This is a genomic window from Archangium minus, assembly GCF_044360475.1.
Taxonomy (GTDB): domain Bacteria; phylum Myxococcota; class Myxococcia; order Myxococcales; family Myxococcaceae; genus Archangium; species Archangium minus.
Window position 1 is genome coordinate 78,456 of the sequence record NZ_CP043494.1, and the last position, 24,393, is coordinate 102,848.

At 66.8% G+C, this 24,393-nt stretch carries 20 protein-coding genes; 9 read left to right on the top strand and 11 right to left on the bottom strand.

Annotated features, from left to right (window positions below; all coding sequences use genetic code 11):
• Positions 1-247: 247 nt before the first annotated feature.
• Positions 248-2,401 (bottom strand): S9 family peptidase, encoded by a 2,154-nt coding sequence (locus F0U60_RS00400; protein WP_395812731.1) that lies wholly within the window; start codon positions 2,399-2,401, stop codon positions 248-250.
• Positions 2,402-2,651: 250 nt separating this feature from the next.
• On the opposite strand from F0U60_RS00400, the gene F0U60_RS00405 reads away from it, so the two are divergent.
• Positions 2,652-3,647, top strand: coding sequence for a hypothetical protein (locus tag F0U60_RS00405; RefSeq protein ID WP_395812733.1), 996 nt, complete (start codon positions 2,652-2,654; stop codon positions 3,645-3,647).
• On the opposite strand, the gene F0U60_RS00410 is transcribed toward F0U60_RS00405, so the two are convergent.
• Both F0U60_RS00410 and F0U60_RS00415 read right to left on the bottom strand, forming a co-directional pair.
• Complete coding sequence (locus F0U60_RS00410) at positions 3,622-3,861, bottom strand: hypothetical protein (protein WP_395812735.1); 240 nt, start codon at positions 3,859-3,861, stop codon at positions 3,622-3,624. The two genes, F0U60_RS00405 and F0U60_RS00410, sit on opposite strands and share 26 nt — an antisense overlap.
• On the bottom strand, positions 3,854-4,402 hold the full coding sequence (locus F0U60_RS00415) for a hypothetical protein (RefSeq protein ID WP_395812737.1): 549 nt from the start codon (positions 4,400-4,402) through the stop codon (positions 3,854-3,856). The genes F0U60_RS00410 and F0U60_RS00415 overlap by 8 nt, the downstream gene beginning before the upstream one ends.
• A 427-nt stretch (positions 4,403-4,829) precedes the next feature.
• On the opposite strand from F0U60_RS00415, the gene F0U60_RS00420 reads away from it, so the two are divergent.
• The gene (locus tag F0U60_RS00420) at positions 4,830-5,390 is read left to right on the top strand and encodes a PAN domain-containing protein (RefSeq protein ID WP_395812739.1); all 561 of its coding nucleotides are present in this window, start codon (positions 4,830-4,832) and stop codon (positions 5,388-5,390) included.
• Between the two features lie 55 nt (positions 5,391-5,445).
• On the opposite strand, the gene F0U60_RS00425 is transcribed toward F0U60_RS00420, so the two are convergent.
• Both F0U60_RS00425 and F0U60_RS00430 read right to left on the bottom strand, forming a co-directional pair.
• Positions 5,446-7,290: a protein kinase gene (locus F0U60_RS00425; RefSeq protein ID WP_395812741.1), complete on the bottom strand. Its 1,845-nt coding sequence runs from the start codon at positions 7,288-7,290 to the stop codon at positions 5,446-5,448.
• Between the two features lie 289 nt (positions 7,291-7,579).
• Positions 7,580-7,867, bottom strand: coding sequence for a hypothetical protein (locus F0U60_RS00430; RefSeq protein WP_395812743.1), 288 nt, complete (start codon positions 7,865-7,867; stop codon positions 7,580-7,582).
• Between the two features lie 238 nt (positions 7,868-8,105).
• On the opposite strand from F0U60_RS00430, the gene F0U60_RS00435 reads away from it, so the two are divergent.
• From F0U60_RS00435 to F0U60_RS00450, 4 genes are all read left to right on the top strand, one after another.
• Entirely contained in the window at positions 8,106-10,247 is a 2,142-nt protein-coding gene (locus F0U60_RS00435; RefSeq protein WP_395812745.1) for a tenascin-X, read from the top strand.
• A 110-nt stretch (positions 10,248-10,357) separates the two neighbouring features.
• On the top strand, positions 10,358-11,005 hold the full coding sequence (locus F0U60_RS00440) for a hypothetical protein (RefSeq protein ID WP_395812747.1): 648 nt from the start codon (positions 10,358-10,360) through the stop codon (positions 11,003-11,005).
• A 27-nt stretch (positions 11,006-11,032) separates the two neighbouring features.
• Complete coding sequence (locus F0U60_RS00445) at positions 11,033-11,515, top strand: hypothetical protein (RefSeq protein ID WP_395812749.1); 483 nt, start codon at positions 11,033-11,035, stop codon at positions 11,513-11,515.
• Between the two features lie 108 nt (positions 11,516-11,623).
• Positions 11,624-12,697: a phytoene/squalene synthase family protein gene (locus F0U60_RS00450; protein WP_395812751.1), complete on the top strand. Its 1,074-nt coding sequence runs from the start codon at positions 11,624-11,626 to the stop codon at positions 12,695-12,697.
• A gap of 21 nt (positions 12,698-12,718) precedes the next feature.
• Here F0U60_RS00450 and F0U60_RS00455 read toward each other — a convergent pair whose 3' ends face one another.
• Positions 12,719-13,699 carry an aldo/keto reductase gene (locus F0U60_RS00455; RefSeq protein ID WP_395812753.1) on the bottom strand — a complete coding sequence of 327 codons (981 nt, stop codon included), beginning with the start codon at positions 13,697-13,699 and terminating at the stop codon, positions 12,719-12,721.
• A gap of 42 nt (positions 13,700-13,741) precedes the next feature.
• Entirely contained in the window at positions 13,742-14,695 is a 954-nt protein-coding gene (locus F0U60_RS00460; RefSeq protein ID WP_395812755.1) for a zinc-dependent alcohol dehydrogenase family protein, read from the bottom strand.
• 171 nt (positions 14,696-14,866) lie between these two features.
• Here F0U60_RS00460 and F0U60_RS00465 point away from each other — a divergent pair, with 171 nt between their 5' ends.
• A complete protein-coding gene (locus F0U60_RS00465; protein WP_395812757.1) occupies positions 14,867-16,318 on the top strand; it encodes an alkaline phosphatase D family protein in 1,452 nt (483 codons plus the stop codon).
• Positions 16,319-16,325: 7 nt separating this feature from the next.
• Here the strand turns inward: F0U60_RS00465 and F0U60_RS00470 are convergent, their stop codons facing one another.
• The 4 genes from F0U60_RS00470 to F0U60_RS00485 form a co-directional block, all read right to left on the bottom strand.
• Positions 16,326-17,267, bottom strand: a complete 942-nt coding sequence (locus F0U60_RS00470) for a hypothetical protein (protein WP_395812759.1) — start codon at positions 17,265-17,267, stop codon at positions 16,326-16,328.
• Between the two features lie 135 nt (positions 17,268-17,402).
• Positions 17,403-18,521, bottom strand: a complete 1,119-nt coding sequence (locus tag F0U60_RS00475) for a Kelch repeat-containing protein (protein ID WP_395812761.1) — start codon at positions 18,519-18,521, stop codon at positions 17,403-17,405.
• 51 nt (positions 18,522-18,572) lie between these two features.
• Positions 18,573-19,118, bottom strand: a complete 546-nt coding sequence (gene lepB, locus F0U60_RS00480; RefSeq protein WP_395812763.1) for a signal peptidase I — start codon at positions 19,116-19,118, stop codon at positions 18,573-18,575.
• A 62-nt stretch (positions 19,119-19,180) separates the two neighbouring features.
• The gene (locus tag F0U60_RS00485) at positions 19,181-20,617 is read right to left on the bottom strand and encodes a glycosyl hydrolase family 18 protein (protein WP_395812765.1); all 1,437 of its coding nucleotides are present in this window, start codon (positions 20,615-20,617) and stop codon (positions 19,181-19,183) included.
• Between the two features lie 593 nt (positions 20,618-21,210).
• Between F0U60_RS00485 and F0U60_RS00490 the strand changes: the two genes are divergently transcribed.
• Positions 21,211-21,798, top strand: coding sequence for an NYN domain-containing protein (locus tag F0U60_RS00490; RefSeq protein WP_395812767.1), 588 nt, complete (start codon positions 21,211-21,213; stop codon positions 21,796-21,798).
• 302 nt (positions 21,799-22,100) lie between these two features.
• Positions 22,101-24,284, top strand: coding sequence for a hypothetical protein (locus F0U60_RS00495; RefSeq protein ID WP_395812769.1), 2,184 nt, complete (start codon positions 22,101-22,103; stop codon positions 24,282-24,284).
• The last annotated feature ends 109 nt before the right edge of the window (positions 24,285-24,393 follow it).

A 24,393-nucleotide genomic window follows, 5' to 3' on the forward strand; every position in this document is an offset into this window, starting at 1 on the left:
TGGAGTGTCGCCAGGAACACGAGGGTGACGACCCTCACCCCCCGCCCTCTCCCAGAGGGAGAGGGAGCATGCGCAACACGAGCGTCACTGACGGGATGGAGTGCCCTGAAGGAAGATGTGACCCACTCCCCGCCCTGGCCCACTGCTCACCGAACAAGAGCGGACGCCTCGAATGGACCAGGCAGGCTGGCCGCGGAGGAGCCTGGGGCGGGACAGATGGACCTGGGATTGTCCCGCTCCCTCCTTGCTACTGGGCCACGCCAAGTTGCGTGAGGAGGAAGGCCTGATCGAAGGCAACCTCCTTCAACCGGTCATACCGCCCGGACGCGCCGCCGTGGCCCGCGTTCATGTTGATCTGGAACAGCAACGGGTTCTTGTCCGTCTTCAGCGCTCGCAGCTTCGCCACCCACTTGGCCGGCTCCCAGTACATGACCTGGCTGTCATTGAAGCTCGTCTTCACCAGCAGCGTCGGGTAGTCCCTGGCGGCGACGTTGGTATAGGGGCAGTACCGCCGCATGTAGTCGTAGTCCTCCTTCACCTGTGGATTGCCCCACTCCTCGAACTCGCCCACGGTGAGCGGAAGGCTCGCATCGGACATGGTGTTGAGCACGTCCACGAAGGGCACGTGCGCCATCACCACCTTGAAGAGGTCCGGGCGAAGGTTCATCACCGCGCCCATCAGCAGGCCACCCGCGCTCCCGCCCTCGATGGCCAACCGCTCCTTCGAGGTGTAGCCCTGGGCGATGAGCCCCTCGGCCGAGGCGATGAAGTCCGTGAAGGTGTTCATCTTGTTGCGCATGCGGCCACCGTCGTGCCACGCCTTGCCCAGATCGCTGCCGCCACGAATCTGCGCGGTGGCCAGCACCACGCCCCGCTCCAGCAGCGACACGTCATTCGAGTTGAACCCCAGGAAGGCGGGGAAGCCATAGGCCCCGTAACCCATGAGCAGCAGCGGAGCGCTCCCGTCCTTCTTCAGGCCCTTGCGATAGACGAGGTTCACCGGGACCTTCACCCCGTCCTTCGCCTCCGCCATCACCCGCTCTGTCTGGTAGCGCGAGGCGTCATAGCCCCCCAGCACCGGCGTCTGCTTGAGCAGCTTCCGCCCCCGGCTCACCATGTCGTAGTCGTAGATGGAGGGCGGTGTGACGGGTGACTGGTAGGCGATGCGCAGCAGCTTCGTGTCCCACTCCTCGTTCATCTCCGGGTAGACGACGTACACCAGCTCGGGAAAGGAGATGCGGTGCGAGGCCCGCGTCTTCAGGTCGGTGATGGAGAGGTGCGGCAGCCCGGCCTCGAACTCGTACAGCATCAGGTGGTTCTTGAAGAGGGAGAGGCCCTGCAACAGCACCGCCTCGCGGTGGGGGATGAGCTCCTTCCAGTTCGCGCGACCGGGCGACTTCACCGGCGCGGTGACGACGCGGAAGTTGCGGCCCCCCGAGTTGGTGAGGATGTAGAACTGCTCTCCGTGGTGGTCCACGCTGTACTCGTGGTCCTGCTCGCGCGGGGCCACCACCGTCAGGGCCGCCGTGGGGTTGCGCGCGGGCCATACCCGCACCTCGCTCGTGGTGCTGCTGTCGGAGGAGGCGATGAGGTACTCGCCGGAGCGCGAGCGCTGGACGCCCAGGGTGAAGCGCTCGTCCTTCTCCTCGTACACGAGCACATCCTCGGAAGAAGGCGTGCCGAGCGTATGCCGCCACAGCTTGAAGGGCCGCTTGGCCGCGTCCTCGGTGACATAGAAGAGGGTGCGGTTGTCCGCGGCCCAGACCACCGACGTCACCTTCTCCATGCGCTCCACGCCCGTCTTCCCGGTGCGTAAGTCCTTCACCTGGAGCGTGAACTGGCGAAAGCCCGTTGTATCCACCGAGTACGCCAGCAGGTGGCCGTCATCGCTCACCTCTCTTTCGGACAGCGAGAGGAACTTCTGCCCCTCGGCGAGCACGTTGAGGTCCAGCATCACCTCCTCGGGCGCCTCCAGGGTGCCCTTCTTCCGGCAGAGGATGGGGTATTGCTTCCCTTCCTCGGTGCGCGAGTAATAGAGGGAGCCGCCCTTGCGGTAGGGCACGCTCAGGTCCGTCTGCTGGATGCGGCCGAGCATCTCCTCGTACAGCTTCCGCTGCAGGGCCTCGGTGGGCTTCATCACCGCGGCGGTGTAGGCGGCCTCGGCCTCGAGGTACGCGCGCACCTCGGGGTTCTCCTTCTCACGCAACCAGAAGTAGTCGTCCTGCCGCGTGTCGCCGTGCAGGGTGACGGGATGAGGAACGCGCCTGGCCACCGGAGGAACAGGGCCGGAGGGCGCGGGAGCCGCGGCCACTCCGGGTGCGGATGCGGGCGCGACGGCCGGTGTGGTGGAGCAGGCCACGAGCGCGAGCAGCGCGGCCAGGGACAACGAGAAGAAGCGCATGGAACCCCCGGGGTAAGGACGGACGCGGCCCCTGTGAAGTGGGGCGCGTCACGGGGCTAGCTCAAACCCGGGGCGGTTGGGAAGGGGCCCAATGCTCAGCCGCGCGACGGGGAGGATGAACATTTCGCTGGTCGTCTCCGCCTGACGCGCCTCCTTCAGGGAATCGCGCACGTCTGTCTCTATGGGACAACCGCACGAGAGCCCTAAACTAGCCCTGAGCGGTCACGTCCTACCGGCCGCGGAGTGCTCCATGCCCATTGACGTTGTCGTCCCTGTTGCCCCCAAGGACTTCTCCAAGCTTCCTTCCTGTCTACGGGGAATTGCCCGGCACTCCCGAACCATCATCCGAAGGATCTACGTCCTCTCCCAGCAAGCACCCGTTCTCGAACCCCTACCCGGCGCAATCCCGGTGCACCACGCCCCCGAGTCGTGGTTTCCCTTCACGAAGCAGGACATCAGCCAGACTCTCGAGGCGCGCGGCTGCCCCTACCCCAGTGGCGCCTGGTACTACCAACAGCTTCTCAAGTTGTATGTCTTCCGGGCCATCCCAGGACTTTTGCCAGAGGTGCTCATCCTGGACTCGGACTATGTCTTCCTTCAGGACGTGCCCTTTCTGAGCGAGGACGGACGATCCCTGCTGGCCTTGGGTTACCCGTTCACGTGGCTGCTCGGCACCCGGCAGTACCCATCCACGGTGGAGCACGTGCATGCGGAGTTCGCCCGGAGGTTCGTCCCCGGCTGGAGCCCCCAGCACCCGTTCAGCGGCATGCAGCACCACATGCTCTTCCAGGCGGACATCCTCGAAGAGCTGCTCTCCCTCGCGGAGCAGGCGCATGAGTTGCCAGCCTGGCGGGCCTTCATGAAGGAGGTGACGGTGGAGAAGTGGAACGCGGCCTCGGAGTATGTCCTCTACCACCACTTCGCCCTGGGCAGGCACCCCGGGCGCGTGGCGCTCCGGCACCTACGGGCCTCCGACATCATCCACGACTCCGACGACACGCGAGGAGGTCTGGAGCACTTCGACCGATTGATGGCGCGCGGAGACTTGCAGGCCGCGGGCTGCCACGCCTTCCTGGGCCTGCGCGAGCGCCTGGAGACGATGGACTACATTCCGCCGCAGCTGCGCACGCGGATGCTCTCCGCGGGCTCGCTCGTCTACGCGCTGCATCTGGAAGAGGGGTTGCTCCAGTTGGAGTGCATGGACTTGGAGGGATCGAATGCTACGCGTCCACCTCCAACCGGGTGACGTAGCTGGCCATGTCGAGCCGGTCCGTGGTGACGAAGCCCGGGGGCGCGGCCAGCAGTTGCGGCAGGCGGTTGAGCACGGTGGCGCACGTGAGTGCGGGCGTGGCCGGGTTGCGGACAGTCACCGTCGTCGAGGGCTCGCCCTGGAGCGTCCACTCGTTGAGGTCCACCTCACCGGGCGCGTAGAGCTTGCCCACGCAGTGGGTTTCAATCACTGGACCCTCGTGCGTCTCCGTCACCACCACCGCCTTCATGCCGGTGGCATGCCCAGCGGCGATCTCCCGGTCGAGGCTCGCCGAGCGCAGCGGCGCCGTGTGAGTGGTGAGTGGTGGGCAGCAATTGCTGACGCATGGAGCGCACGCGCCAGCCCAGCCGAGCGCACAGCCACTCATTGGAATTCCATACATAGGAGGGCGAATTGCTGGCGCCGATGCGCATGGCGAAGGTGTCCAAGTCGAGCCCGACGCCGTGCTTCTGGGCCAGCGCGCTCCCGTAGTCGTCGGCGTTGTACTGGGTCAGACCCTGGATGCGATCAATCCGGTGGGTGGACCCGGCCAGCACGGCGATCAGGTTGCCCCAGAACACGTCCTGGTAGCCCGAGCCGGTGAGGGTACAGTCATGGGCCTTGGCCAGGGCGTCCAACTCCTCGGTGATCGCCTTCGAGGTAGTCCAAGGGAAGAAGGCCTCCTCGCCGATGGTGATGGCGTTGACGCCGTGGCGAGCGGCCAGGCGCAGGTCGTCCGCCAGCTCGGGCATGGTGCTGCGGGTGCACAGGATGCAGACATCGGCCTTGGCTTCACGGAAGACGGCCTCGGCTTCCTCGGGGTGACGGATTCGTCAGGCCACAGCCCCACTGGATGATTCGGATCGGTCGCTTGCTCATGAGTTTCCCCCTATGGAAGGTTCCGGAGTGGATCCTCTCCCGGACGATTCCACGACACAAGAACGGTGTGTGATCGGACCAACAAGATGGGTTTCCACCTGTCCCATGCGCAACCAGCGAAGGAGCGCTGCGGGTGTATCGTTCCCGTCTCGTCAGAAAAGCCAGTCAATCGTCGCTGAATCTCCACATATTGTGTTTCACATCCTGACTGTCGAGTGTGCTATGCGTTGCACGCCCTGGACGCGGAAGAAAGCCAGGCATGCTCAAAGCCAATTCAGGCAAACAAGGGGGAAGAGCATCATGAAACACACGAAGAAGAAGGCATTGCTGCTCGGGGCCGCCGGGCTGCTTCTCGGAGCCACGGTGGCGTACGCCAGCTCGGTATCGGTGGAGGCCGAAACCGACCGCCCTGGAAGCGACTACAAGTTTTTCGATCTCCCCAACGCGGACCCGGAGTTGTGCCGCATGGAGTGCGCGAATGACTCGCGCTGCCGCGCCTACACGTACGTCAAGCCTGGCATCCAGGGGTCCAGCGCGCGTTGCTGGCTGAAGGGCTCGGTCCCGGTCGCCAGGACCAGTACCTGCTGCGTCTCTGGCGTCAAGGACGATACGCAGCCGCCCCCACCCACCACCCTCACCGTGGAGCCGGGGATGAATCGCTATGGTTCGGATTACAAGGGCCTGGATCTCCCCGCCGCGGACCCGGAATTGTGCCGCACGGAGTGCGCGAATGACTCGCGCTGCCTCGCCTACACGTACGTCAAGCCTGGCGTCCAGGGGACCTATGCCAAGTGCTGGTTGAAGAACCCGGCTCCGGCGGCCACGCCAGACCCCAACACCGTCTCCGGCATCAAGCAGTAGTCCGCCCGGTGTGAGGCAAGGAGCGGGGAAGGCTGCCCCGCTCCTCCGTCCCGTCTCATTCCTTCTCGGGGATGTCCTTCAGCGCGAGCTTGAACTGCGCTGTCTTGCCCGCCTGGATGGGCACTGACAGCAGGTGCTGCTTCCCATCCGCGCCCTTGATGATCAGCCGGTGCGTGCCCGCCGGTATCGGCACCTTGATCAGCGGCGTCTTCCCCAACGAGCGCCCCTTCAGGAACACCTCGGCCTCCGGCAGCACGAGCAGTGTCAGCGCTCCCTTCTTCACGTTCCGCGCGGGCTCGCGGTCATCGTCACCATCACTGTCCTTGTTCGCCGGAGCCTTCTGGGCCGTCTTGTTCGCCCGAGCATCCTGGGGGACGTCCTTGTTCGTGGGGGCCGCCTCGCCCTCCTGCGCCGAAGGCTGCGTCTTCGCCTCCGCGGAGGTGCCCACCCCTGGCTCCGGGTTCGTCTTCGGGTCGGGCCGCTGGATAGGCATCATCGGAGAGATGTCTCCCACCGGAATGGGCGTCCCGTTGGCCTCCTGCTCTTTGATCGCCGCGAGCAGCTTCACCGCGCCGAAGCCCAGGCTTCCCCCCAGCACCAGCAGCACGGCGATCACTCCCCAGAACTTCCCCGTCCCTCCGCCTCCGCTCGCCTGAGGTGCCGTAGGCCGGGTCTCCATCGGGGATGTTGCCGCGGGCCGCTCCCGAGTCACCACCCGCCCCGTGGTCGTGACTCTTGCCGCCGGCGTCTCCGCCGTTTCCACCTCCGGTCCCCGCCACGCTCCCTGTCCCTGGGCCAGCCGCTGCAGCTCCGGCCGTACCCGAGGCCTCGCCTCCGACCTCTCCGCCACTGGACGCGACTCCGTCCCCGTGTCCGGCCGCGTTGGCTCCTTCACCGCGTCCGCGCTCTCCAGCAGCCGGCGCGTCACCTCCATACGCTCCTGGAAGTGCTCGCGCATGAAGGCCGAGCGCTGCTCGGAGTCGAAGAGCAGCTTTCCAGCCGCCGCCTCAATCGCCCGCGCCATCTCCCGGCCATTCGGGTAGCGATCCTCCCGGTTGCGCGCCAGCGCCTTGAGCACCACCGCCGACACCTCCGGCGGCAGCCCCTGCACCTTCGGCGGCGGGATGGGCGCCGAGAGGATCAGCTCCATCTCCTGGCGCTCGGTCTCCGCGGCGAAGAGACGCTCGCCGCTGAGCATCTCGTGGAGCATCACCCCGGCGGCGAACAAGTCACTGCGTCCATCCAGCGGCTCGCCCCGCACCTGCTCCGGCGACATGTACCCGGTGGTGCCCTTCACCATGCCCACCTGGGTGCGAACCACGCCATCGCGTGCCTTGGCGATGCCGAAGTCCAGCAGCTTCACCTCCCCGTCGTACGTCACCATCACGTTCTTCTGGGACACGTCCCGGTGGATGACGGGGAAGGGCTTGCCGCCCGGCGTGGTGAAGCAGTGCGCGTAGTGCAGCGCCAGGCACACGTCGCGCACCACGGACAGGCTCAGGCCCGGGGGCTGCGTCAGGCCCCGGCGGCGGCACACCGTGGCGAGCTGGTTGAGGTTCTGCCCCGCGATGAACTCCATCGCCAGGAACAGGCCCTCGCCGTCCCGGCCCAGCTCGAACACCTGGCCGATGTTCGGGTGGTTGAGCGCCGCGGTGATGCGGGCCTCATCCAGGAACATCTGCTCGAACTGCTCGTCGCCGCGCGCGTCCGGAAGAATTCGTTTGAGGGCGACATACTTGCGGAACCCGCCCGGCCCCGAGGTGAAGCCGAGGAACACCTCGGCCATGCCTCCCACCGACAGCTGGGCGAGCACCTGATACCGTCCGATGCGCTCGCCCCAGTGCAGGTCGAGGTCGGTGGAATTCAACGTCTGGGGCGCCCCCCGGGCCGGTGCGGACATGGGCTGAACCATAGCCCACACCCCCTGTGGACGGCCTGTGGATGGAGCCGGGTGCCACTGTGGATAACCCTGGGGATGATCCAACCCCTGTGGGTGGCGGTGGATAAGCGCCAACTTCCCCACATGTAGCATACTCGGGATTCGTCAGTGATTCCGAGCAGTTGCGGACTTTTCCACAAGCCCACACCCCCTGCTGTCATCACTGATTGATCTAATACTCTATTACTCCAGTGAAGAAACAGCGGGGCCTGGGGACAAGGTGGAGCTGTGGATAAGGCCCCCGGGCGGCTCAGTGCCGGGCACGCATGAGCGAGACGAGCGTGAGGCGGGCAGCCGGGGCATCCAGCTCGATGCCCACGTCGCAGCCGGCCAGCAGGAACTCGAGGGTGACGGGGCCGTGGCGGGGCAGCAGACAGCGCTCATGCCAGGCCTGGACGGCGAGGCGGAAGAGCTCCCCCAGCAGGGTGTGGCGGGTGTCCGCTGCGAGCAGGTCCATCTGCGATTGGAGCGCGCACGGGATGTAGACGGTGAAGGCCTGCGCCAATTGCTCTGAAATAGCGGATTCGATGGAAGCCATGATTCCGGGCTTTGCGAGAATCGTACCGGGATGGTGCCCAGTGCTTTCAAGGGGTTGGAGCCACTCCCCCTCCGCAAGACCGTAGAAACGCCAGGGTGGCAGAGGGTGGGCTGGTGAACGCGAGCGCCCGTGATGCGAGGGGCGACCCCTCCTCCCTTCGAGGGGCGAGGCCTATAGGCCAGAGCGGGGGTCAAGCATGACGCGCGAAACCGGAACAAAGGGAGGGAGGTGGCAGCTGATGGTGCTGCTGCTCACGGGCCTGCTGGGGGCCTGCCGTGAGGAGCAGCCGCCGCTGGTGGGCTCCTCCAGCCAGGTGCGCTTCTCGCAAGAGGCGGTGGCCTTTCCGGCCACGTACGTGGGTGTTTCGCGCCAGGGCGAGCTCCGGGTGGTGAGCACGGGCCGTTCTCCCATCCGGGTGACGTGGAACGCGCCCCAGGAGCCCTTCTGGGTGGAGGGGCTGCCGGAGCGGGTGGGGCCTTCAGAGGAACCCTTGGTGAAGGTGCGCTTCACTCCCAGTGGACCGGGAGCCTTCTCGGCCACGCTGGTGGGCACGGACGAGGGAGGCCGCACGGTGACACTCCGGCTATCCGGGGAGGGCAGGCCGGTGCCGCCATGCCCCACGCCGGTGGCCTGCCGCCGCTTCACCTTTGACGCGGTGCGGGAGCAGTGCGTGGAGGAGGTGCTGGAGGAGGGTACGGCATGCGATCCGGGCAATGCGTGCGTGCTGGACGCGGTGTGCCAGCAGGGCCACTGCAAGGGCCGCGAGCGCGTGTGCGACGACGGCAATGCGTGCACCACGGACGTCTGCAGCCCGCTGGACGGGTGCCAGGCGGTGCCCGCTCCGCCGTGCCCGGGGGATGGGGCGTGCCAGGAGGGCTGGTGCGATCCGCGGCAGGGGTGCCAGCTGCGGCCGGCGCCCAACGGCACCTTCTGTGGTGAGGCGCGCGGGTGCGACCTGGCGGAGGTGTGTGTGGAGGGGGCGTGCGTGAAGCGCAACCCGCCGGACGGCTTCGTCTGCGCGCCGGCCTCACCGTGTCAGGGGGAGGGAAGGTGCCAGGGCTCGACGTGTGTGCGGCCCGAGGCGACAGCGCTGGTGCCGGACTGGACGTACGACGCGGCGGCCGAGGACAGGAAGCTGCACGATCTGCTGGTGGGCCCCACGGGAGACGTGACGCTGGCGGGCTTCTTCGAGAAGCCGGTGCTGGATGCGGCGGGGGACTCGCCGGTGCATGCGCAGGTGACGGGCCGGCGGTGCATGTTGTGGAACGAGCGGCTGCTGTGCATGGACCTGCCGCAGCAGGGGCAGGTGTCGCTGATGGAGCGGGCGACAGGGGCGCCGCGCTGGACGTTCAATCTGGCCAGGGCGAGGCCAGACATCGCGGAGCGCTCCTCGACGATCTTCCTGGCGCGGCTGGCGGTGATGGCGCCGGACAGGCTGGCGGCGCTCTTCGAGGCTTATCCGGTGGGCCAGGATTCGCGGACGCTGTGCCGACTGTACTACCTGGTGGTGCTGGATGCGGCGGGGGGCATGGTGTCGGCGCAGGCGATGGAAGATCCCCTGCTGTCCGAGTGCAACCACCCGCACCCGTTCGGGCTGGCGTCAGACACGGCGGGAGATCTGTACGTGACGTTCTCGCCGACGGTGAACTCGGGGGCACCGTTGAGCGCTGGGGCGCCCACGCTGGTGATGGCGTTCTCGTCGGATGGGGTGCCGCGCTGGAGGAGGACGCTGCTCTTCCCAGGAGGAGAGCTGGGACTGGTGCGGGGGCTGCTGATACCCGAGGGGGGAGCGGAGCCGCTGCGCACGTCAGACGGCGAGCCGGTGGGGACGCTGCCGCTGAAGCTGGGACGGGCGGTGGCGACGCGTGAGGTGTTGGTACCGAGCCCCGAGGGCGCGACGGTGAACCCGGACGGGGTGCCACCCGCGTCTCCGCGGCTCCAGGGGTATGCAGTGCCAGGGCTCACGCCGGCGTGGACGTACCAGCTCCCGGCGGGGGCGAGCTTCACGTCGAAGGAGCTTCGGCTGGGCACATGGCCAGAGGGAGGCGTCCGGCGGACGATGGTGCTGGGCTTCGCGGCGGAGGGTGCGCGGCCAGCACTGGTGGGAGTGAGGACCGGGGACGGGAGCGAGGCCTTCCGGTGCGAGCTGGGCTACACGCCGAGGACGGTGCCGCAGCTCTTCGAGCTGGGGCCAGGCACGCTCACGCTGATGGACGGAGCGACGACGTGCGGCGAGTGCGATCCACCCTTCGCGGACAGCAGGGCGCGCTTCCAGCGCTTCACCCTGCCGGGGCTGGAGCCGGCGAAGGAGCCCTGGCCGGGTACGTTCGGAGGACCCGGGCATGATCACCACGAGGACGCGGTGCACGCGGCGCCGTGAGGCCACCCGTGGAGGCATGGGCCCGCCCGTGGAGCACTCGGGGGAGCACTCGTGCCTGTCTCGCGTCGGCGCCCCTAGCTTGAGGGGTGACGACGAAAGGCAGGTATTGCGTGACACAGCCCGCGTTTCAGAGGCGCGGTGTCCTCGCTCCGCTGGCGGCGGTGCTGGTGCTGGGCATCGGCTCGCTCGTGGCGGCCCAGGTCACTGTCTCTGCCCGAGAGCCCCTCCTGCTCCAGGTAGGCGAGCGCAGCCTTGAGATCCGCGTCGAGTCCGAATCCATCTCTGGCGCTGACCTCCAGCTTCGCCGCGTCGGAAACGGCCTGAGCGGGACGCTGAGGGGCCAGCCCGTGGAGTTGAAATGGAGCGAGGACGGCGACATCACCGGCCGGGCGGCGGGCGAGTCCGTGGACCTCACGGCCGTGGCGCGCGCACCTCAACCCGGGGTGACGGTGCAAGGCTGGTTTGGCGGGGACACGGCCGAGCTGACGCTCACACCCACGGGAATCTCCGGCTCGGTGGGAGGCTGCAGCTACTCACTGCCCATGGCGGGTAACCGGTACTCGGGCTGGCGGACATGTGATGTCACCCGGGGCCCGCCCACGTCGGTGACGCTGCGCATTCCCGAGGAGCTCATGTCACTCGCAGCCGCCGAAGAAGGCGCCCTCCTGGCCCTCCTGCTCTCGGCCGAGGCCCTCTCTCCGGCTCCCTCCACGGGGGAGACGCCGGGCGGGGGTGGAGCGGGCACCCCATCTCCATAGAGGGAAACGCAGCGACAGGAGGCTCCCATGGCATGCAAGGCGTTGGCGTGGCTGGCCGTGCTCGGGCTGGTGGCCCCGGCGGGCGCGCAGGAGATGGAGCAGCGGCCGGACGATATGCCGGACAACATCGAGGAGTTCCGCCAGACGCCGCACACGGATGACACGCCCGTCCCGGAGCAGGATGCGGAGGCGGGGGTGGGTGGCTCGGGGAGGGCCGGCACCGGCGAGCAGCGGCGGGGCGAGCTCTTCGGCGAGGTGATGGACGTAGAGGGGGACCAACTCTGGCTGCGGCACGGCGGGGCCGTCTTCCCGCTCGCGCTGACGGAGGACACCCGCTTCACCCCGGACCGTCACCAGGTGTTGCAGCCCGGCCAGGAGGTGCGGGCGCGCTTCACCCTGGGGAGTGACGGTTATGTGGTGAACGCCCTGGAGCCCGTGGGGCAGGCCTCCGAGGAGCGCACTCCGGCTCCCGAGGAGGGGACGGAGCAGAAAGCAACACCCCGGCGGTGAGTGGATGAAGGGATTCCGTGCACCTGGGGGCCGGCTGGGGTAATCCCGCGCCTCGTGATGACACGCGCGGAGAGCGATGGACTGCGTTCCACCTGGGAGTACGGGGCCGTGAAGACGAGGAGCCAGGGACCTCGGAAGGGACCGCCCTTGGAGAACGAGTCCACCGCCGTCGGCTTCTGCCGCGAGGTGCTGCCCGCCGTCTCGCGGACCTTCGCGTTGAACATCCCGGTGCTGCCGCGCCCGTTGGACACGGCGGTGACGGTGGCCTACCTGCTGTGCCGGATCGCCGACACGCTGGAGGACGAGGCGCACGGCCCGACGAGCGCGGCGCTGCTGGCGGAGCTGGCGCGGCTGAGCACGTTGCCCGAGGGCTGGGAGGCGGACGCGCGGCGCTTCACGGAGGAGGCGGTGCGGGTGCTGCGCGCGCAGGCGCCGGAGGCGGAGGTGCGGCTGGTGGAGGGGACGCCGCGGGTGCTGGAAGCGCTGGCGGTGCATGCGGCGCCGGTGCGCGAGCACGTGGCGGCCTGTGTGGCGGTGATGGCGGAAGGAATGGGGAGGATGGGGGACAAGGGCCGCGCCTCGGGAGGAGGCCTGGGGCTGGCAAGCCTCGAGGAGACGCTGGAGTACTGCTACTACGTGGCGGGGACGGTGGGGGAGATGCTGACGCGGCTGTTCCAGTGGTACTCACCGACGATCGCGCAGCGGGCGGCGGTGCTGGAGCCGCGGGCGGTGGCGTTTGGCAATGCCTTGCAGCTGACGAACATCCTCAAGGACGTGCGCGAGGACCTGGAGCGCGGGAGCTGCTGGCTGCCGAGGACCCTGTTGGCCGAGCACGGCCTGACGCCAGAGACGCTGTTGGAGCCCAGCAACCGGCGCGAGGCGATGAAGGCCTACAACAAGCTGGTGGCGGCGGCGCACCGGGAGCTGCGCAAGGCTTTCGAGTATGTAATGGCATTGCCCCGGGAAGAGGAGGGCATCCGGCTGTTCTGCCTCTGGCCGCTGTTCCTCGCGGTGATGACGCTGCGCAAGCTGCACGGCAACGAGGCCGTGCTGGAGCGGCAGCCGGTGAAGATCTCACGGCGGACGGTGAAGTGGGTGGTGGGATCGACGAGGCTGCTGGTGGCACGCGACGCGATGCTGAAGCTGATGTTCGCGACGCTCACCGCCCCGCTGCCCACCTGACGGAGCCTGAGAGACAGGCCCTCAGTTCCACGGAAGGGCGGAACGTTTCGCCCAGTAAGTCTCTGGAGTCTCGGTGAGCGCGCGCAGCCGCTCGTGCGCTTCGTCTCCGAGCTTCACCTCCAGCGCGCGCAGGTTGCTCTGGAGCTGCTCCACCGTCGCGGCCCCGCTCAGCACCACGGAGACCCATGGCTGCGCGAGCACCGCCGCGATGGCCACCGCGTCCACCGTGGTGCCCAGCTGCTCGGCCACCTCGCGCAGGGGGCGCAGGGCCGGATCCTCGTTGCGCGCGGTGAGCCGCCCGTTGGCGACGGCCTCCTTGATGATGACACCCCAACCGGCGGCATGGGCCTCGGCGAGCGCGGGGCCCACGGAGCGCTCCAACACGTTCCACGTGGCCTGTACGCAGGAGAACAGGGGTGAGCCGCCGACCCGGAGCTCGAGGGCGCGTCGCAGCACCTCTGCCTGTCGAGGCCCGCTGAGCGTCAACCCCACGCGGACGCCCGAGTCCCTCAGCTGCCCGAGCTCCTCCAGGACGCCCGTGTCCTCGAGCACCCCACTCTCAAACGTGGCGGAGTGGATTTGGTACAGCCGCAACCAGGGCCCGAGCAGTGTCTGGCTTTCCTTCCACTGTCGGCGGAGGGTGGGGCGCGAGTGGTCCTTCACCTCGTGACGCTCGGCGTCCACGCGCCAGCCAGCGGTGTACGTGTAGCCCCACTTGGAGCCGACGACGACGTCTCCGGAGCCCAGGCCGCGGGACTTCAGCCACGAGGCGAGGAAGGCCTCGGATTGGCCATAGGAGCGGGCGGCATCCAGGTAGCGGATGCCTGAGTGGTACGCGGCCTCCAGCACCTCATGGGCTTGGCGCTCCATGGCCTCAACGGAGCGCTCTCCCCGGAAGTCCTCCGCATGGCCGAGGGTGATGTACCCGGGGCGGCCGAGCGCCGCGAGCCCGAGGCCTAGAGGAGACACGGCGGGCCCGGAGGCCCCGAGGGTGCGTGACATGGCCGCTGAGTACCCGCTTGTGGAGAACTTGGGGATGACGCCTCACTTCCGGGCCACGGAGAGCACCAGCTTCCCGCGCCCGTGCCCCGAGTCGAGCCGGCGGTGGGCCTCGGCGACCTGCTCGAGCGGCATGACGCGCTCGATGAGGGGACGGACCTGCTTGCGCTCGATGAGGGGCGTCATCTCCTCCAGCCGGCGCCGCTCACGCGTGAGGAAGACACCGTGCAACGTGATGTTGCGCGGGTAGAAGGCGGAGACATCGCCACTGAACCCGAGGATGGTGGCGACGCGCCCGAAGGGACGAGTCGCGGGGATGCTGGGGATGACGTTCTTTCCCACCGTGTCGAAGACAGCATCCACGCCCTGACCGCCCGTTTCGCGCAGGACGACCTGGGCCACGTCCTCGCGCTGGTAGTCGATGGCCAGATCGGCGCCGAGCTGACGCAGCGTCTCCTGGTTGCCAGCGCCAGCGGTGGCGAGCACCCGGGCGCCCATGGCCTTCGCGATCTGCACGGCGAACGAGCCCACGCCGCCCGAGCCTCCATGGATGAGCACCGTCTCCCCGACGCGCACCTGCAACCGCCGCACGAGCGCGTCCCACGCGGTGCCACAGGCCAGCGGAATGGCGGCGGCCTCCTCGTGCGAGAGGTTCTGTGGCTTGCGGGCGATGATGCCGGTGCTCACGACGTTGAGCTCGGCGTAGGTGCCCAGCGGGTTGTGGAAGATCTCCGGCGTGTAGAAGACCTCGTCGCCGGACTTGAAGTCGGTGACGCCGGGGCCCACCTGCTCGATGACACCGGAGGCGTCATAGCCGAGCACCACGGGAGGCTGGAGCCCGGCCCAGGTCCCATCCTGACGCAGCTTGGCGTCCACGGGATTGGTGCCGGAGGCGATGACCCGGACGAGCACCTGGCCAGGGCCGGCGGTGGGGGTGGGGACGTCGCGGACCTCGAATGACTCAGGTCCACCGAATCGGGGAGTAACGATCGCGCGCATGGACGGGAGCTAACGCGGTGCGACGAGCCATTCAATGCCACTCGCGAGCGAGCGTCAGCGTTTCGACGGACGGATGACAGATGCCTCCTGCATGATTGACGCTCCTGCCCACCCGGACTGCAGTGGACGTGTGGGAGCTGGGTGACACGGGGATTCGGAAAGGGACACACGATGCCATTGAGTATCGCGAGCGCGGTGACGGTGGGCCCCATCGTGGGACACACCACGGACACGACGGTGCGCCTGTGGGGACGCGGAGACGCGCAGCGAACGGTGGGGTATCCGCGACGGTGTCACGGCGTCGCGCAGATCCTCGAGGCCGGCTCCAAGACGGTGCTGCAGGCGCGCTACTTCAAGCTGCTGCCCGAGGACGACTTCACGGGGAGCGTGGACTTCAGCGGGCTGGAGCCGGGAAAGGCCTATGACTACCGCATGGGCTTCTTCCACGCGGATGCCGAGCCCTTCCAGCTCCTCCCGCCCCAAGGCGTCGATCTCTCCCGGGCGAGCACCGGCTCCTTCCGTACCGCGCAGCGTCCGGGCTCCGGGCCGCTGTCGTTCGTGTTCGGCTCGTGCCGCCATCCCGGGACGATGTCGGACTCCGAAGGAGCGGACACACAAGGGGGAGACCGGGGAGACCGCATCTTCCGCACCATCCAGTCGCAGATGGACAAGGGCGTGCGCACGGACGCGCTGCTGATGGTGGGGGATCAGATCTACGGCGATGTCGGTCGCATGGATCGGACCTGGCACGACTACTGTGACAACTACCGCACCAGCTTCCGGAAGCCCGGGCTGCGCTCGCTCATGTCGCGCGTGCCGACATACATGCTCCTCGACGACCATGAGATCTGTGACAACTGGAGCGCGGATCGCATGTACGATCCGAAGCTCTCGCAGGAGGAGCGAGTTCTCAACAAGACCCGCTACTTCGGGGCGATGATGGCCTACCGCTCCTACCAGGTGGTGCATGGGCCGGCGCTGAGGCGCGAGGGACAGCCGGAGCGGACCAATGCCTTGCACGGCTACTGGTACACCTTTCAGATGGGCCCCGCGCGCTTCTTCATGATGGACACGCGCACCGAGCGCTCTTACCTGTCGGCGCCGCCGGAGATCATCGGCGCGGCGCAGCTCGAGGCCTTCAAACAATGGCTGCTGGAGGATCGAGAGGGATTGAAGTTCGTGGGCTCGTCAGTGCCCTTCTTCCCGGACGTGAAGCTGTCGGGCTACATGGAGTGGGAGCGCAAGGACAAGTGGGCGGGCTTCCTGCTGCAACGCCAGAAGCTGCTGGAGTTCATGCGCGACGAGGGAGTGAAGCGCGTGGTGTTCCTCTCGGGGGACGTGCACGTGTCCTTCTGGAGCGAGCTGCGGAGCACGTCGCGGCCTGACTTCCACATGCTGTCGCTCGTGTCCTCGGCGTTCAACGCGCCCATGTTCGTGCCGCCGTTTGGCATCTTCGAGAAGCAGGGCATCCTCGATGGGCAAGCGGACTTCGTGGTGACACGCAGCGGCGGCTATACGGGCAAGAGCAACTTCACGCGCGTCACCTGGAACGAGCCCGAGCTGCTCGTCCAGGTCTTCGAGCGCAAGGGCGAGAAGATCGCGGAGAGCCGCTTCACGCTGTAGGGACGGCCTACGTCGCCTTCACGGGCGACGCCGGCGGCTCGGGCTCCTTGTGGAACATCTCCGCGAGGATCCGCTCCGCCCCATCCGCGAGCAGGTCGCGCTCCAAGCGGATCTCCTCGCCGAAGAAGCGAGTGCCCACGCTGCTATCCAGCGCGTGGGTGGCGAGCAGCTCGAAGGCCGCGGCTTCGTCGAACGACGCCTCGGCGGCCAGGACGCGCTTGCCCGGCTGAAGGTCCTCCTGGTCGAAGCGACCCTCCCACGTCTCGCCCAGGGTGACGGAGAAGTATTGCATGGCCACGTTCCCGGGACGGGACATGTGCGCGGTCGAGACCACCGCGCGCAGCTCGGCGCGCTCCTCGGGAGTCATCTGCTGCTTCCAGGCCTCGACGGTGGCGTGCATGGTCTCAATCTGATCCCTCGCCGCATCCTCTGAGTTGCGGAGAATGTCTGGGGTTTGCGCACGCGTGAAGGCGGCAAGCGCCTCGGGCGCGAAGCTGTTGCCGGCGAGCACCTGCTCGAGGAGCGCGAGCGAGGCGTCGAGGATGCGGCGCTGACGCGCGAGTTGCTCCGGGGTGAATCCCCGGCGATCGAGGCTGGCCGCCGCCGTGGTGATGAGCTGCTGGAGCTCGGTGAGCTGGCTCCGCAGGGGCGCGTCGAGCGCACCGCGCCGGTCGGCGAGGAGCACGTGGAGCGCGAGGGGGAGGTGGTTGATCGCCTTGAGCTCATGGTAGCGCCGCGTGCGCGCGGGGCCCTCGAAGCGCTGACCGCCACGCCGGAGGATGAGCAGGTCATCAATCTGGGCGATGACCGGGCCCATGCTGTCGAGGATGGCCTTCCGGCGAGCGGCGTAGGCGCCGCGGAAGGCCTCGTTGAGGGCGAGGAGCGGATCAGCGGGCTCCAGCGCGGCAGCAGTGGACGATGAAGCAGGGGCGACGGGGCACTCGGCCATGCCCGCATCCTAGCGTGGGGCTCGCGGGAGGACGGGACGCATGCCGCCCTTCCTCCGGTCGAGCCGTGGCGGCTGTCGCCGTGTCGACAGCCCCGGGTGGTACGAGCGCCTTGGTGAGCAGTCGATCCCGCGGTCCTACGGGACCTCCGGGATCTCCGTGGGCTCGGGGGTGTAGCGGGAGGTCGTGTCCCCCGTGAGCAGCACCTCTCCGGTGTGCAGCAGGGTCGCGGACGGGGTGTAGGGCACCAGGGCACCTCCCAACAGGGTCCACGTATTGGTTTCCGGATCGTACAGCTCGGCGCCCTCACTGTCGGTCGGGCCCGCCACCAGCACCTGGCCGGAGTAGAGCAGCGTCGCGGTGTGATACCTGCGCGCCCGGTGCATGGGCGCCGCCGGCGTCCACTGGTCGCTGTTCGCGTCGTACAGGTACGTCGACGCGGAGGCGCCTTCGTCGGTGTTGCCGCCCGCCACCAGCACCTTGCCGGAGTAGAGCAGCGTCGCGGTGTGGAACGCGCGGGGCTGCGGCAGCTGGGCCACCAGCCTCCAGGTATTCGTGGTGGGGTTGTAGAGCTCCGCGTTCACCCCGGAGGTGCTTCCCGTCAACAGCACCTCACCGGAGTAGAGCTTCACCGCGGCCTGGAAGGAGCCGCTCGAGCTCAGCGTGCCCGCGGACGACCACGTGCCCTCGGCGGGATCGTACACCTCCGCGGTCTGGGTGTAGCCCAGGCGCGTCTGCCCGCCCGTGACCAGCACCTTGCCTGAATCGAGCAGCGTGGCGGTGTGTTGGGAGCGTCCCACCAGCATCGAGCCGGTAGGGCTGAAGGTGCCCGTCTCGGGGTTGTACAACTCCGCGGTCTGGATGTCGGGCCCGACGCTGTTCTGTCCGCCGGCCACCAGCACCAGGTCCGATCCGAGCCGGGTGGCGCTGGGGCTCCCGCGTGGCTCATTCAGGGAGCCCGTGGAGGTCCAGGTGTCCGAGTAGGGGTTGTACAGCTCCGCGACCGCCGCGGAGCTCCCCCTCGAGACCGAGCCGCCCAGCGTCAGCACCAGGCCCGAGCTCAGCAGCACCGTGGTGTTGCCGCCCCCACGCGGGATGCTCATGGGCTCATTGCTCGTCCACTGGGACGAGGCCGCGTCGAGTGCCTTCGCGTGGGGCGCCAAGGCGGGGGCCATCAGGCCCGTGCTTTCTCCACAACCGCTGGCCATGGGGAGCAGACCTGCGAGCACCACCGATAACCGGAGCGTCCTTTTCATATGATTCACCTGGGGGGAAGGCCTCGCCACATCTGGAGAGGTTCTCACAGGCTACAGTGTACCGAGCCGGTCCACTGGCCAGAAGCGCAGCCAGGCCTTTCCGCTGACGTAGGTCCGTGGAAGGAAACCCCAGACATGGGAATCCGCACTGGCATTGCGGTTATCACCCAGGACGAAGAGCATGTCCTCGGGGACGCGGGCGGGGCCCCACGTGTAGGTGGGGGAGTCGGAGATGTAGGGCTCTCGCAGCGGCTGCCCGTCGACGAGCACCTGCCCGTCGCGCACCTGCACCTCCTGCCCGGACACGGCGATCACCCGTTTGATGGAGTGGGCAGGCGGTATTCGCACCGAGCGTAGGAGTGCGGGTGGGGGCTTGAACACCACGATGTCCCCCACGCACGGCGGGTGGAAGCGATAGCTCAGCTTGTCCATCACCAGCCGATCCCCCACGGCCAGTGTCGGTACCATCGAATCCGAGACGATGAGCTGAGGCTGCACGGCGAAGGCACGCAGCAACACCATACACAACAGCAAAACAGCTACGGGTGCGGCGTGCCTCCACCACCTCATTCCATGGGATTGCTCGGTGTTCGCCATGCGTCGCGCGCATTCTCCTCGACTGCCGCGCGAGATGGAATCCACCCTTCAGCGCCCGGACTTCAGCAGCTGCCGATCGCCTCCCAGGGACCCCACTCGCTGGCACCGGGAATCTCGTTCTGGGTCCACCACTTCGCGCGCCACAGCTTGCCGCCGTAGGTGGCCTTGTCGTCCCTCACGAAGACCTGGGTGGGGCTCCAGGCGGGCACTCCGGCGCAGGAGCCGCCACCGGTGCCCGTGACGGAGATGGAGATGGCCGCGGAGGTGGTGCTCGCGCCGCCGTTGTCCGTGGCCCGAGCCGTCAGCGTGTAGCTACCGGCCGCCACGTTGCTCCAGGAGAAGCTGTACGGCGCGGAGGTGTCCTCGCCCAGCTTCGTGCTGCCGGCGAAGAACTCCACCCGAGCGATGTTACCATCCGCGTCCGAGGCATTGGCGGTGAGGGTGATGGTGCTGCCGGCGCTGAAGGACGCCCCGTTCGCGGGCGAGGTGAGGCTCGCGGACGGCGCCTGGTTACCGCTGCCTCCGCCGATCGCCTGGGAGATGGCCCGCAGCAGCGAGGTGGAGTCCGTGGTGTCCTGGGTGATCTCCCAGATCATCACACCACCGCCCTGCTGCGCCGCCAGCCTGGCCTTCGCCTGGATGGTGGGGATTCCGTTGTAATAGAAATCGCCAACCTGGTCCTTGTAGGGGGCCTGGGGGTCCAGCGCGACGAACTCGGCATAGGTACGGTCCGCTGACGGAGAGCGGCCGTAGAAGGGAACACCCAACACCGCCTTGTCCTTGGGCAGCCCGCGGCCGAGCCAGTAGTTCAGCGACTGGGCGGCAAGGTCATACGTCGAGTGCGGATAGCCCCAGTCGTAGGCCATGATGTTGAGGAAATCCACGTCGGCGAAGGCCGAGCTGGGAATGCCGTCCGTGTTCATGGCCACGACGGCCGCGGTGAGCAGCTTGCCGCGGGAATGGAGCGCCGTGCCCAGCTCCCGCATCAGCGTCCCGAAGTTCTGGGCCGAGGTCCCCGGATCCGGCCACTCCCAGTCGATGTCCACGCCGTCCAGCCCGGCCTGCTCCACAAAGGTCACCAGGTTGTTGATGAAGGTGGCGCGAGTGCTCGCGTTGGCAGCCAGTTGCTCGAAGGGCGCGTCGTTGCCGTCCATCCAACCACCCACCGCGATGAGCACCTTGACGCCCCGTGCGTGCGCCGCGTTGACGAGCGAGCGCAGACGGGCGTCTCCACTGCTCACCCCCGTCAGGCCTCCCTGGGCCGTGGGCAGGACGAAGGCGTAGTTGATGTGGGTGAGCTTGTCGTACTGGATGGTATTGACGTCACCCCTCCAGGTAGGGAAATAGCCGACGACCCGGGTGGAGCTCACGCGCCCTTCTGTGGTGGCCGTTGGATCCTCGAAGCCCGACGGGGTGTCGGATGCTCCAGAGCAGGCCGCCAGGGTGGTGAGGAACACGGCCCCGAACGCCAGGTGTCTGAGTGTGGATGTGTTAAGCAAGGAAACTTCCTCCTGATGACACCTAGAGAGGGAGTGCCCGCTCACTTCGGGTCAAATCACTCCTGACATTTCGAGCCCGTGCGTCGCCGCGGCCTCACGGCCAGGTCTTGGAGAGAAGAGGTGTTTTTGACTTCGCGGAAAGCCGTGTGTTGAACTACGGACCAATCGGTATCAATCGGGATCTGTGGCCCCGTTGCTCAGGGACCGGCGTGCCCACGAGGAGCGTCGGTTGGTCGAGCACATCAGCCCGACGATGAAGAAAGCCGACGCGGAGATGGAGCGGCTGCGGGACATCCTCTCGCGGGAGGATGCGCAGCAACTGGAGGCGTTCATCTCGCACGAGCTCTACGCGGCCATTGATCCGGTCACCACGTTGCTTGACGAGCTGGGAGAGGTGCAGCTCCAGGTAGCGCAGCAGGCCGAGACCCCTCCGCCGTGCACCGGGGGCCCTCGCGAGGCTCGATGCTCCACCCGCTTCCTCAGCAGGAGCCCCCGTCGGAGGAGGGTGAGCGCTTCCGAGCTTTCCGCTGAGGCCTGCCTTGGCTCGGCGCATGGGAAGGGGCGCCAGGTCATGTTCCGGGTATTCTCCGGGCATGCTCTCCGCACGCCCTCCCGCAGCCTCCTATGTGCTCATCGACGCCGAGAACGTCGACTGGGCCGTGTCCAATGTCGTGGGTCGAAAGCCCGAGGCCCAGGACCGTATGCAGTTTGATCGACTGGTGGCCTTCTGTGAGAGCCACTTCCCGGCTCCGGTGCGCTGTGTGGTGGTGCTGAACGCCAAGGGCGAGCAACTGCCGGACGTGATGCTCGGCTTTGTGCGGGCACTGAAGACGGCAGGCTGTGACGTAGCGCTCCTGTATGGCCGGCCCGATCAGAAGGTGGTGGACCTGGGCATCCTCAAGCTGCTGGAGGCGATCCGCACGCAGCGCCGCGGGGCGGCGGTGGGGCTCGCGAGCCACGACGGGGCCGACTTCGCGGACGCGCTGCGCGCGCTGCTCGAGGAGAAACGACAGGTAGCGCTGCTCGGGTTGCGCGAGTACATGAGTCAGCGGTTCCGCGAGCTTGTCCCGGCTGGGCTGGAGATCATCGATCTCGAGCTGAATGCAAAGGTATTCCAGAGACCCCTGCCGCGCCTGCTCCCGGTACGCGTGGACGAGTTCGACCCCTCGATGTTCCTGTAGCTCCCTCTCCCTCTGGGAGAGGGCGGGGGGTGAGGGTAGTCGTCACCCGCGTCTCACCCCGCATCGCAGAAATCAAAATGAACACTTGCATTTGATTGTATATAACAATCAAATCGAGCCTGTTCTCCTGTTTAACGAATGTCATTCTTCTGCACCCTCTGGCGTCGGTCCAACAGGCGATCAGACTTCGAGGCAGGTGGCTTGACCCTGACAGGGTAGATGAAGTTTTCTTCTAATCGCTGACACGCGAAGGATCGCGCTGTGACCTGTCCCGCGAGTCAGCTATTAGGGGGAAAACTCGAATGTACCAGCATGGGATTTGGCACCGGTCCGCCGTGGCCGGCCTGTTTCTTGCGTTCGCAGCCTGTTCCTCGCCCTCGGACGTTCGAGGCGTAGACGGACAGAACGGCACCAATGGCAAGAATGCGACTGTTCGGCTCGTTCCGGAGCCGCCGGGAGCGAGGTGCCCGCAGGGTGGCACCGCCATCCAAACCGGCCTCGACGATAACGAGGACGGCTCCCTGAACGACGACGAGGTGGAGCAGACCTCCTACGTGTGCAGTGGTGGCGGCAATCAGAACGGCAGTATGTCGCTCGTGAGGCTGATTCCCGAGGCCGCGGGTGCGAAGTGCGCTTCCGGTGGGACCGTTGTCCTGTCCGGCCTCGACACGAACGCCGACGGAATCCAGAGCGACACCGAGGTCTCCAGCACGCAGTACATCTGCAACAGTGATGACGGGAAGAGCGGGAGTGCGTACCTGGTGAAGCTGCTCCCCGAGCCTTCCGGTATGAACTGTTCGCGGAGTGGAACGGCCGTGCTCGGGGGCATCGACGTGAACGCCAACGCACAGCTGGAGAGCACCGAGGTAACGACGACACAGTACGTCTGCAACAGCCTGGCGGAAATGACCGGTGCCAGTTCGCTCATCAGGCTCGATGTCGAACCGCCTGGTGCGAATTGTTCCCTGGGCGGCACGGCCGTGAAGAGTGGTCTCGACTCGAACGCCAACGGAACTCTCGACACGAGCGAAGTGACGAATACCACGTTCGTGTGCAACGGACTTCCCGGTGCCGATGGTCAGAATGGCAAGAATTCCCTCGTGCGGCTCGACCCTGTAGCCTCGGGTCCCAACTGCGCGTACGGCGGTACGGCCGTGAAGAGCGGCCTCGATTTGAATGGCGACAAGACGCTGAGTGATTCCGAGGTCACGACGACCCAGTTCGTGTGCAGCGCCGCCGAGCTCTTCCGGACGAAGTGGGCGAGCAACCCCCGGGAAAGCTACGGCTCCGGTGAGATCACCAACCTGTGGGTCCCCGTGTCGCGCCGGGTCTCGATCTACAAGACCAGCGATCAGTCACGAATCAAGCTCACTGTCTCCGACAACTTCCGGGTTGGTGTCAACTACAACGGAGGAAGCGGTTGGTACTCAGTGCGCATGAACGGTAGCTGGGTGGGTTGCGATGCTCGGCAACACAATTCGAACACATCTGGCTGGAACCAGAACCATCATCTGCCGTTCGCAAACGTCTGCCTCACTGATCAGCTTCCGAAGGGATTGTACGAGTTCGATGTGTGGTCGTTCGCGAGCGGAGGAACCAGTTACGTCGGCGCTGGAACGGCCGGCAGTTCGCTGCTCCTCGCCGAAGAGATTGACGGAACACAGCCTTACGCATTTTCAAAAGCGGGCTCTCCGACCACCACGACGAGCACGGCGTACGTCAAGGCAAGTGGGCGCGAAGTCACGTTCACGAAGCAGTCCGCGTCCACTCTGCTCAAGGTAACGCTCGCGGATACGCTCCGCGTGGGGTATAACCAGAATGGTGGCTGGGGCACCGTGATGGTACGGCTCGATGGTATCAACACCAGCTGCTACACGGGTAAGTACGATGCACAGGGAACCGGTGGTGATCTCCACAATCCCTTCGTCATGACCTGTATCCTCCCGAACGTCTCGGCAGCTCAGCACAGGCTGGACGTTGCGCTCTCGGCGAACTCAGCAGGTGAGGCCTATCTGGGCTGGGAGCGTAGCAACCCGCTCCTCCTCGTCGAGGAGGTTTCGAATACAGGGCGCACCTACTCGAACATGAGCTTTGGGAGCGGGGAAATCTCTGGAGGTTGGGCGGGTGTCGGAGCACGGCAGATCATCCACAACGTCAGCACTGGTGGAAAGTCGGTGAAGGTCACGTACTCGGATACGTTCCGTGCGGTTGCCGGTTGTAACGGGCGCTGGGGCTTCTTCCAATTGTATGTCGACTACCAGCCCACCGGGTGCACCAATAGCCAGCATGCGTGGGTTTCGGGTAATGTTGGTCAGGATCACCATCACCCGGCGAACCTGACGTGCATCATTCCGAACCTGACGCCCGGCAATCACGTGTTCTCCATCTGGTCGACCACGGTGGGCTCAGATGGAGTCACTTGTGGCTCCAACCACTTCGGTTGGAACCGTGGTCAGAATCTGCTGATGGTCGAGGAGCTGCCATAGGCTGACGAATCGCTACTGGTGGCGCATCCCAGAAGAGCAAGGAGCCAGCCGAGCGCTGTCTTGTACGGCGCACTCAAAGCCAACCACGTGCCCCATGCTCTACTTCTGA

Coding starts and splice junctions, on each gene's coding strand:
- F0U60_RS00400 (WP_395812731.1), bottom strand. CDS start 2,401: ATGCGCTTCTTCTCGTTGTCCCTGGCCGCGCTGCTCGCGCTCGTGGCC.
- F0U60_RS00405 (WP_395812733.1), top strand. CDS start 2,652: ATGCCCATTGACGTTGTCGTCCCTGTTGCCCCCAAGGACTTCTCCAAG.
- F0U60_RS00415 (WP_395812737.1), bottom strand. CDS start 4,402: ATGCCCGAGCTGGCGGACGACCTGCGCCTGGCCGCTCGCCACGGCGTC.
- F0U60_RS00420 (WP_395812739.1), top strand. CDS start 4,830: ATGAAACACACGAAGAAGAAGGCATTGCTGCTCGGGGCCGCCGGGCTG.
- F0U60_RS00425 (WP_395812741.1), bottom strand. CDS start 7,290: ATGTCCGCACCGGCCCGGGGGGCGCCCCAGACGTTGAATTCCACCGAC.
- F0U60_RS00430 (WP_395812743.1), bottom strand. CDS start 7,867: ATGGCTTCCATCGAATCCGCTATTTCAGAGCAATTGGCGCAGGCCTTC.
- F0U60_RS00435 (WP_395812745.1), top strand. CDS start 8,106: ATGGTGCTGCTGCTCACGGGCCTGCTGGGGGCCTGCCGTGAGGAGCAG.
- F0U60_RS00445 (WP_395812749.1), top strand. CDS start 11,033: ATGGCATGCAAGGCGTTGGCGTGGCTGGCCGTGCTCGGGCTGGTGGCC.
- F0U60_RS00455 (WP_395812753.1), bottom strand. CDS start 13,699: ATGTCACGCACCCTCGGGGCCTCCGGGCCCGCCGTGTCTCCTCTAGGC.
- F0U60_RS00460 (WP_395812755.1), bottom strand. CDS start 14,695: ATGCGCGCGATCGTTACTCCCCGATTCGGTGGACCTGAGTCATTCGAG.
- F0U60_RS00465 (WP_395812757.1), top strand. CDS start 14,867: ATGCCATTGAGTATCGCGAGCGCGGTGACGGTGGGCCCCATCGTGGGA.
- F0U60_RS00470 (WP_395812759.1), bottom strand. CDS start 17,267: ATGGCCGAGTGCCCCGTCGCCCCTGCTTCATCGTCCACTGCTGCCGCG.
- F0U60_RS00475 (WP_395812761.1), bottom strand. CDS start 18,521: ATGAAAAGGACGCTCCGGTTATCGGTGGTGCTCGCAGGTCTGCTCCCC.
- lepB (WP_395812763.1), bottom strand. CDS start 19,118: ATGGCGAACACCGAGCAATCCCATGGAATGAGGTGGTGGAGGCACGCC.
- F0U60_RS00490 (WP_395812767.1), top strand. CDS start 21,211: ATGCTCTCCGCACGCCCTCCCGCAGCCTCCTATGTGCTCATCGACGCC.
- F0U60_RS00495 (WP_395812769.1), top strand. CDS start 22,101: ATGTACCAGCATGGGATTTGGCACCGGTCCGCCGTGGCCGGCCTGTTT.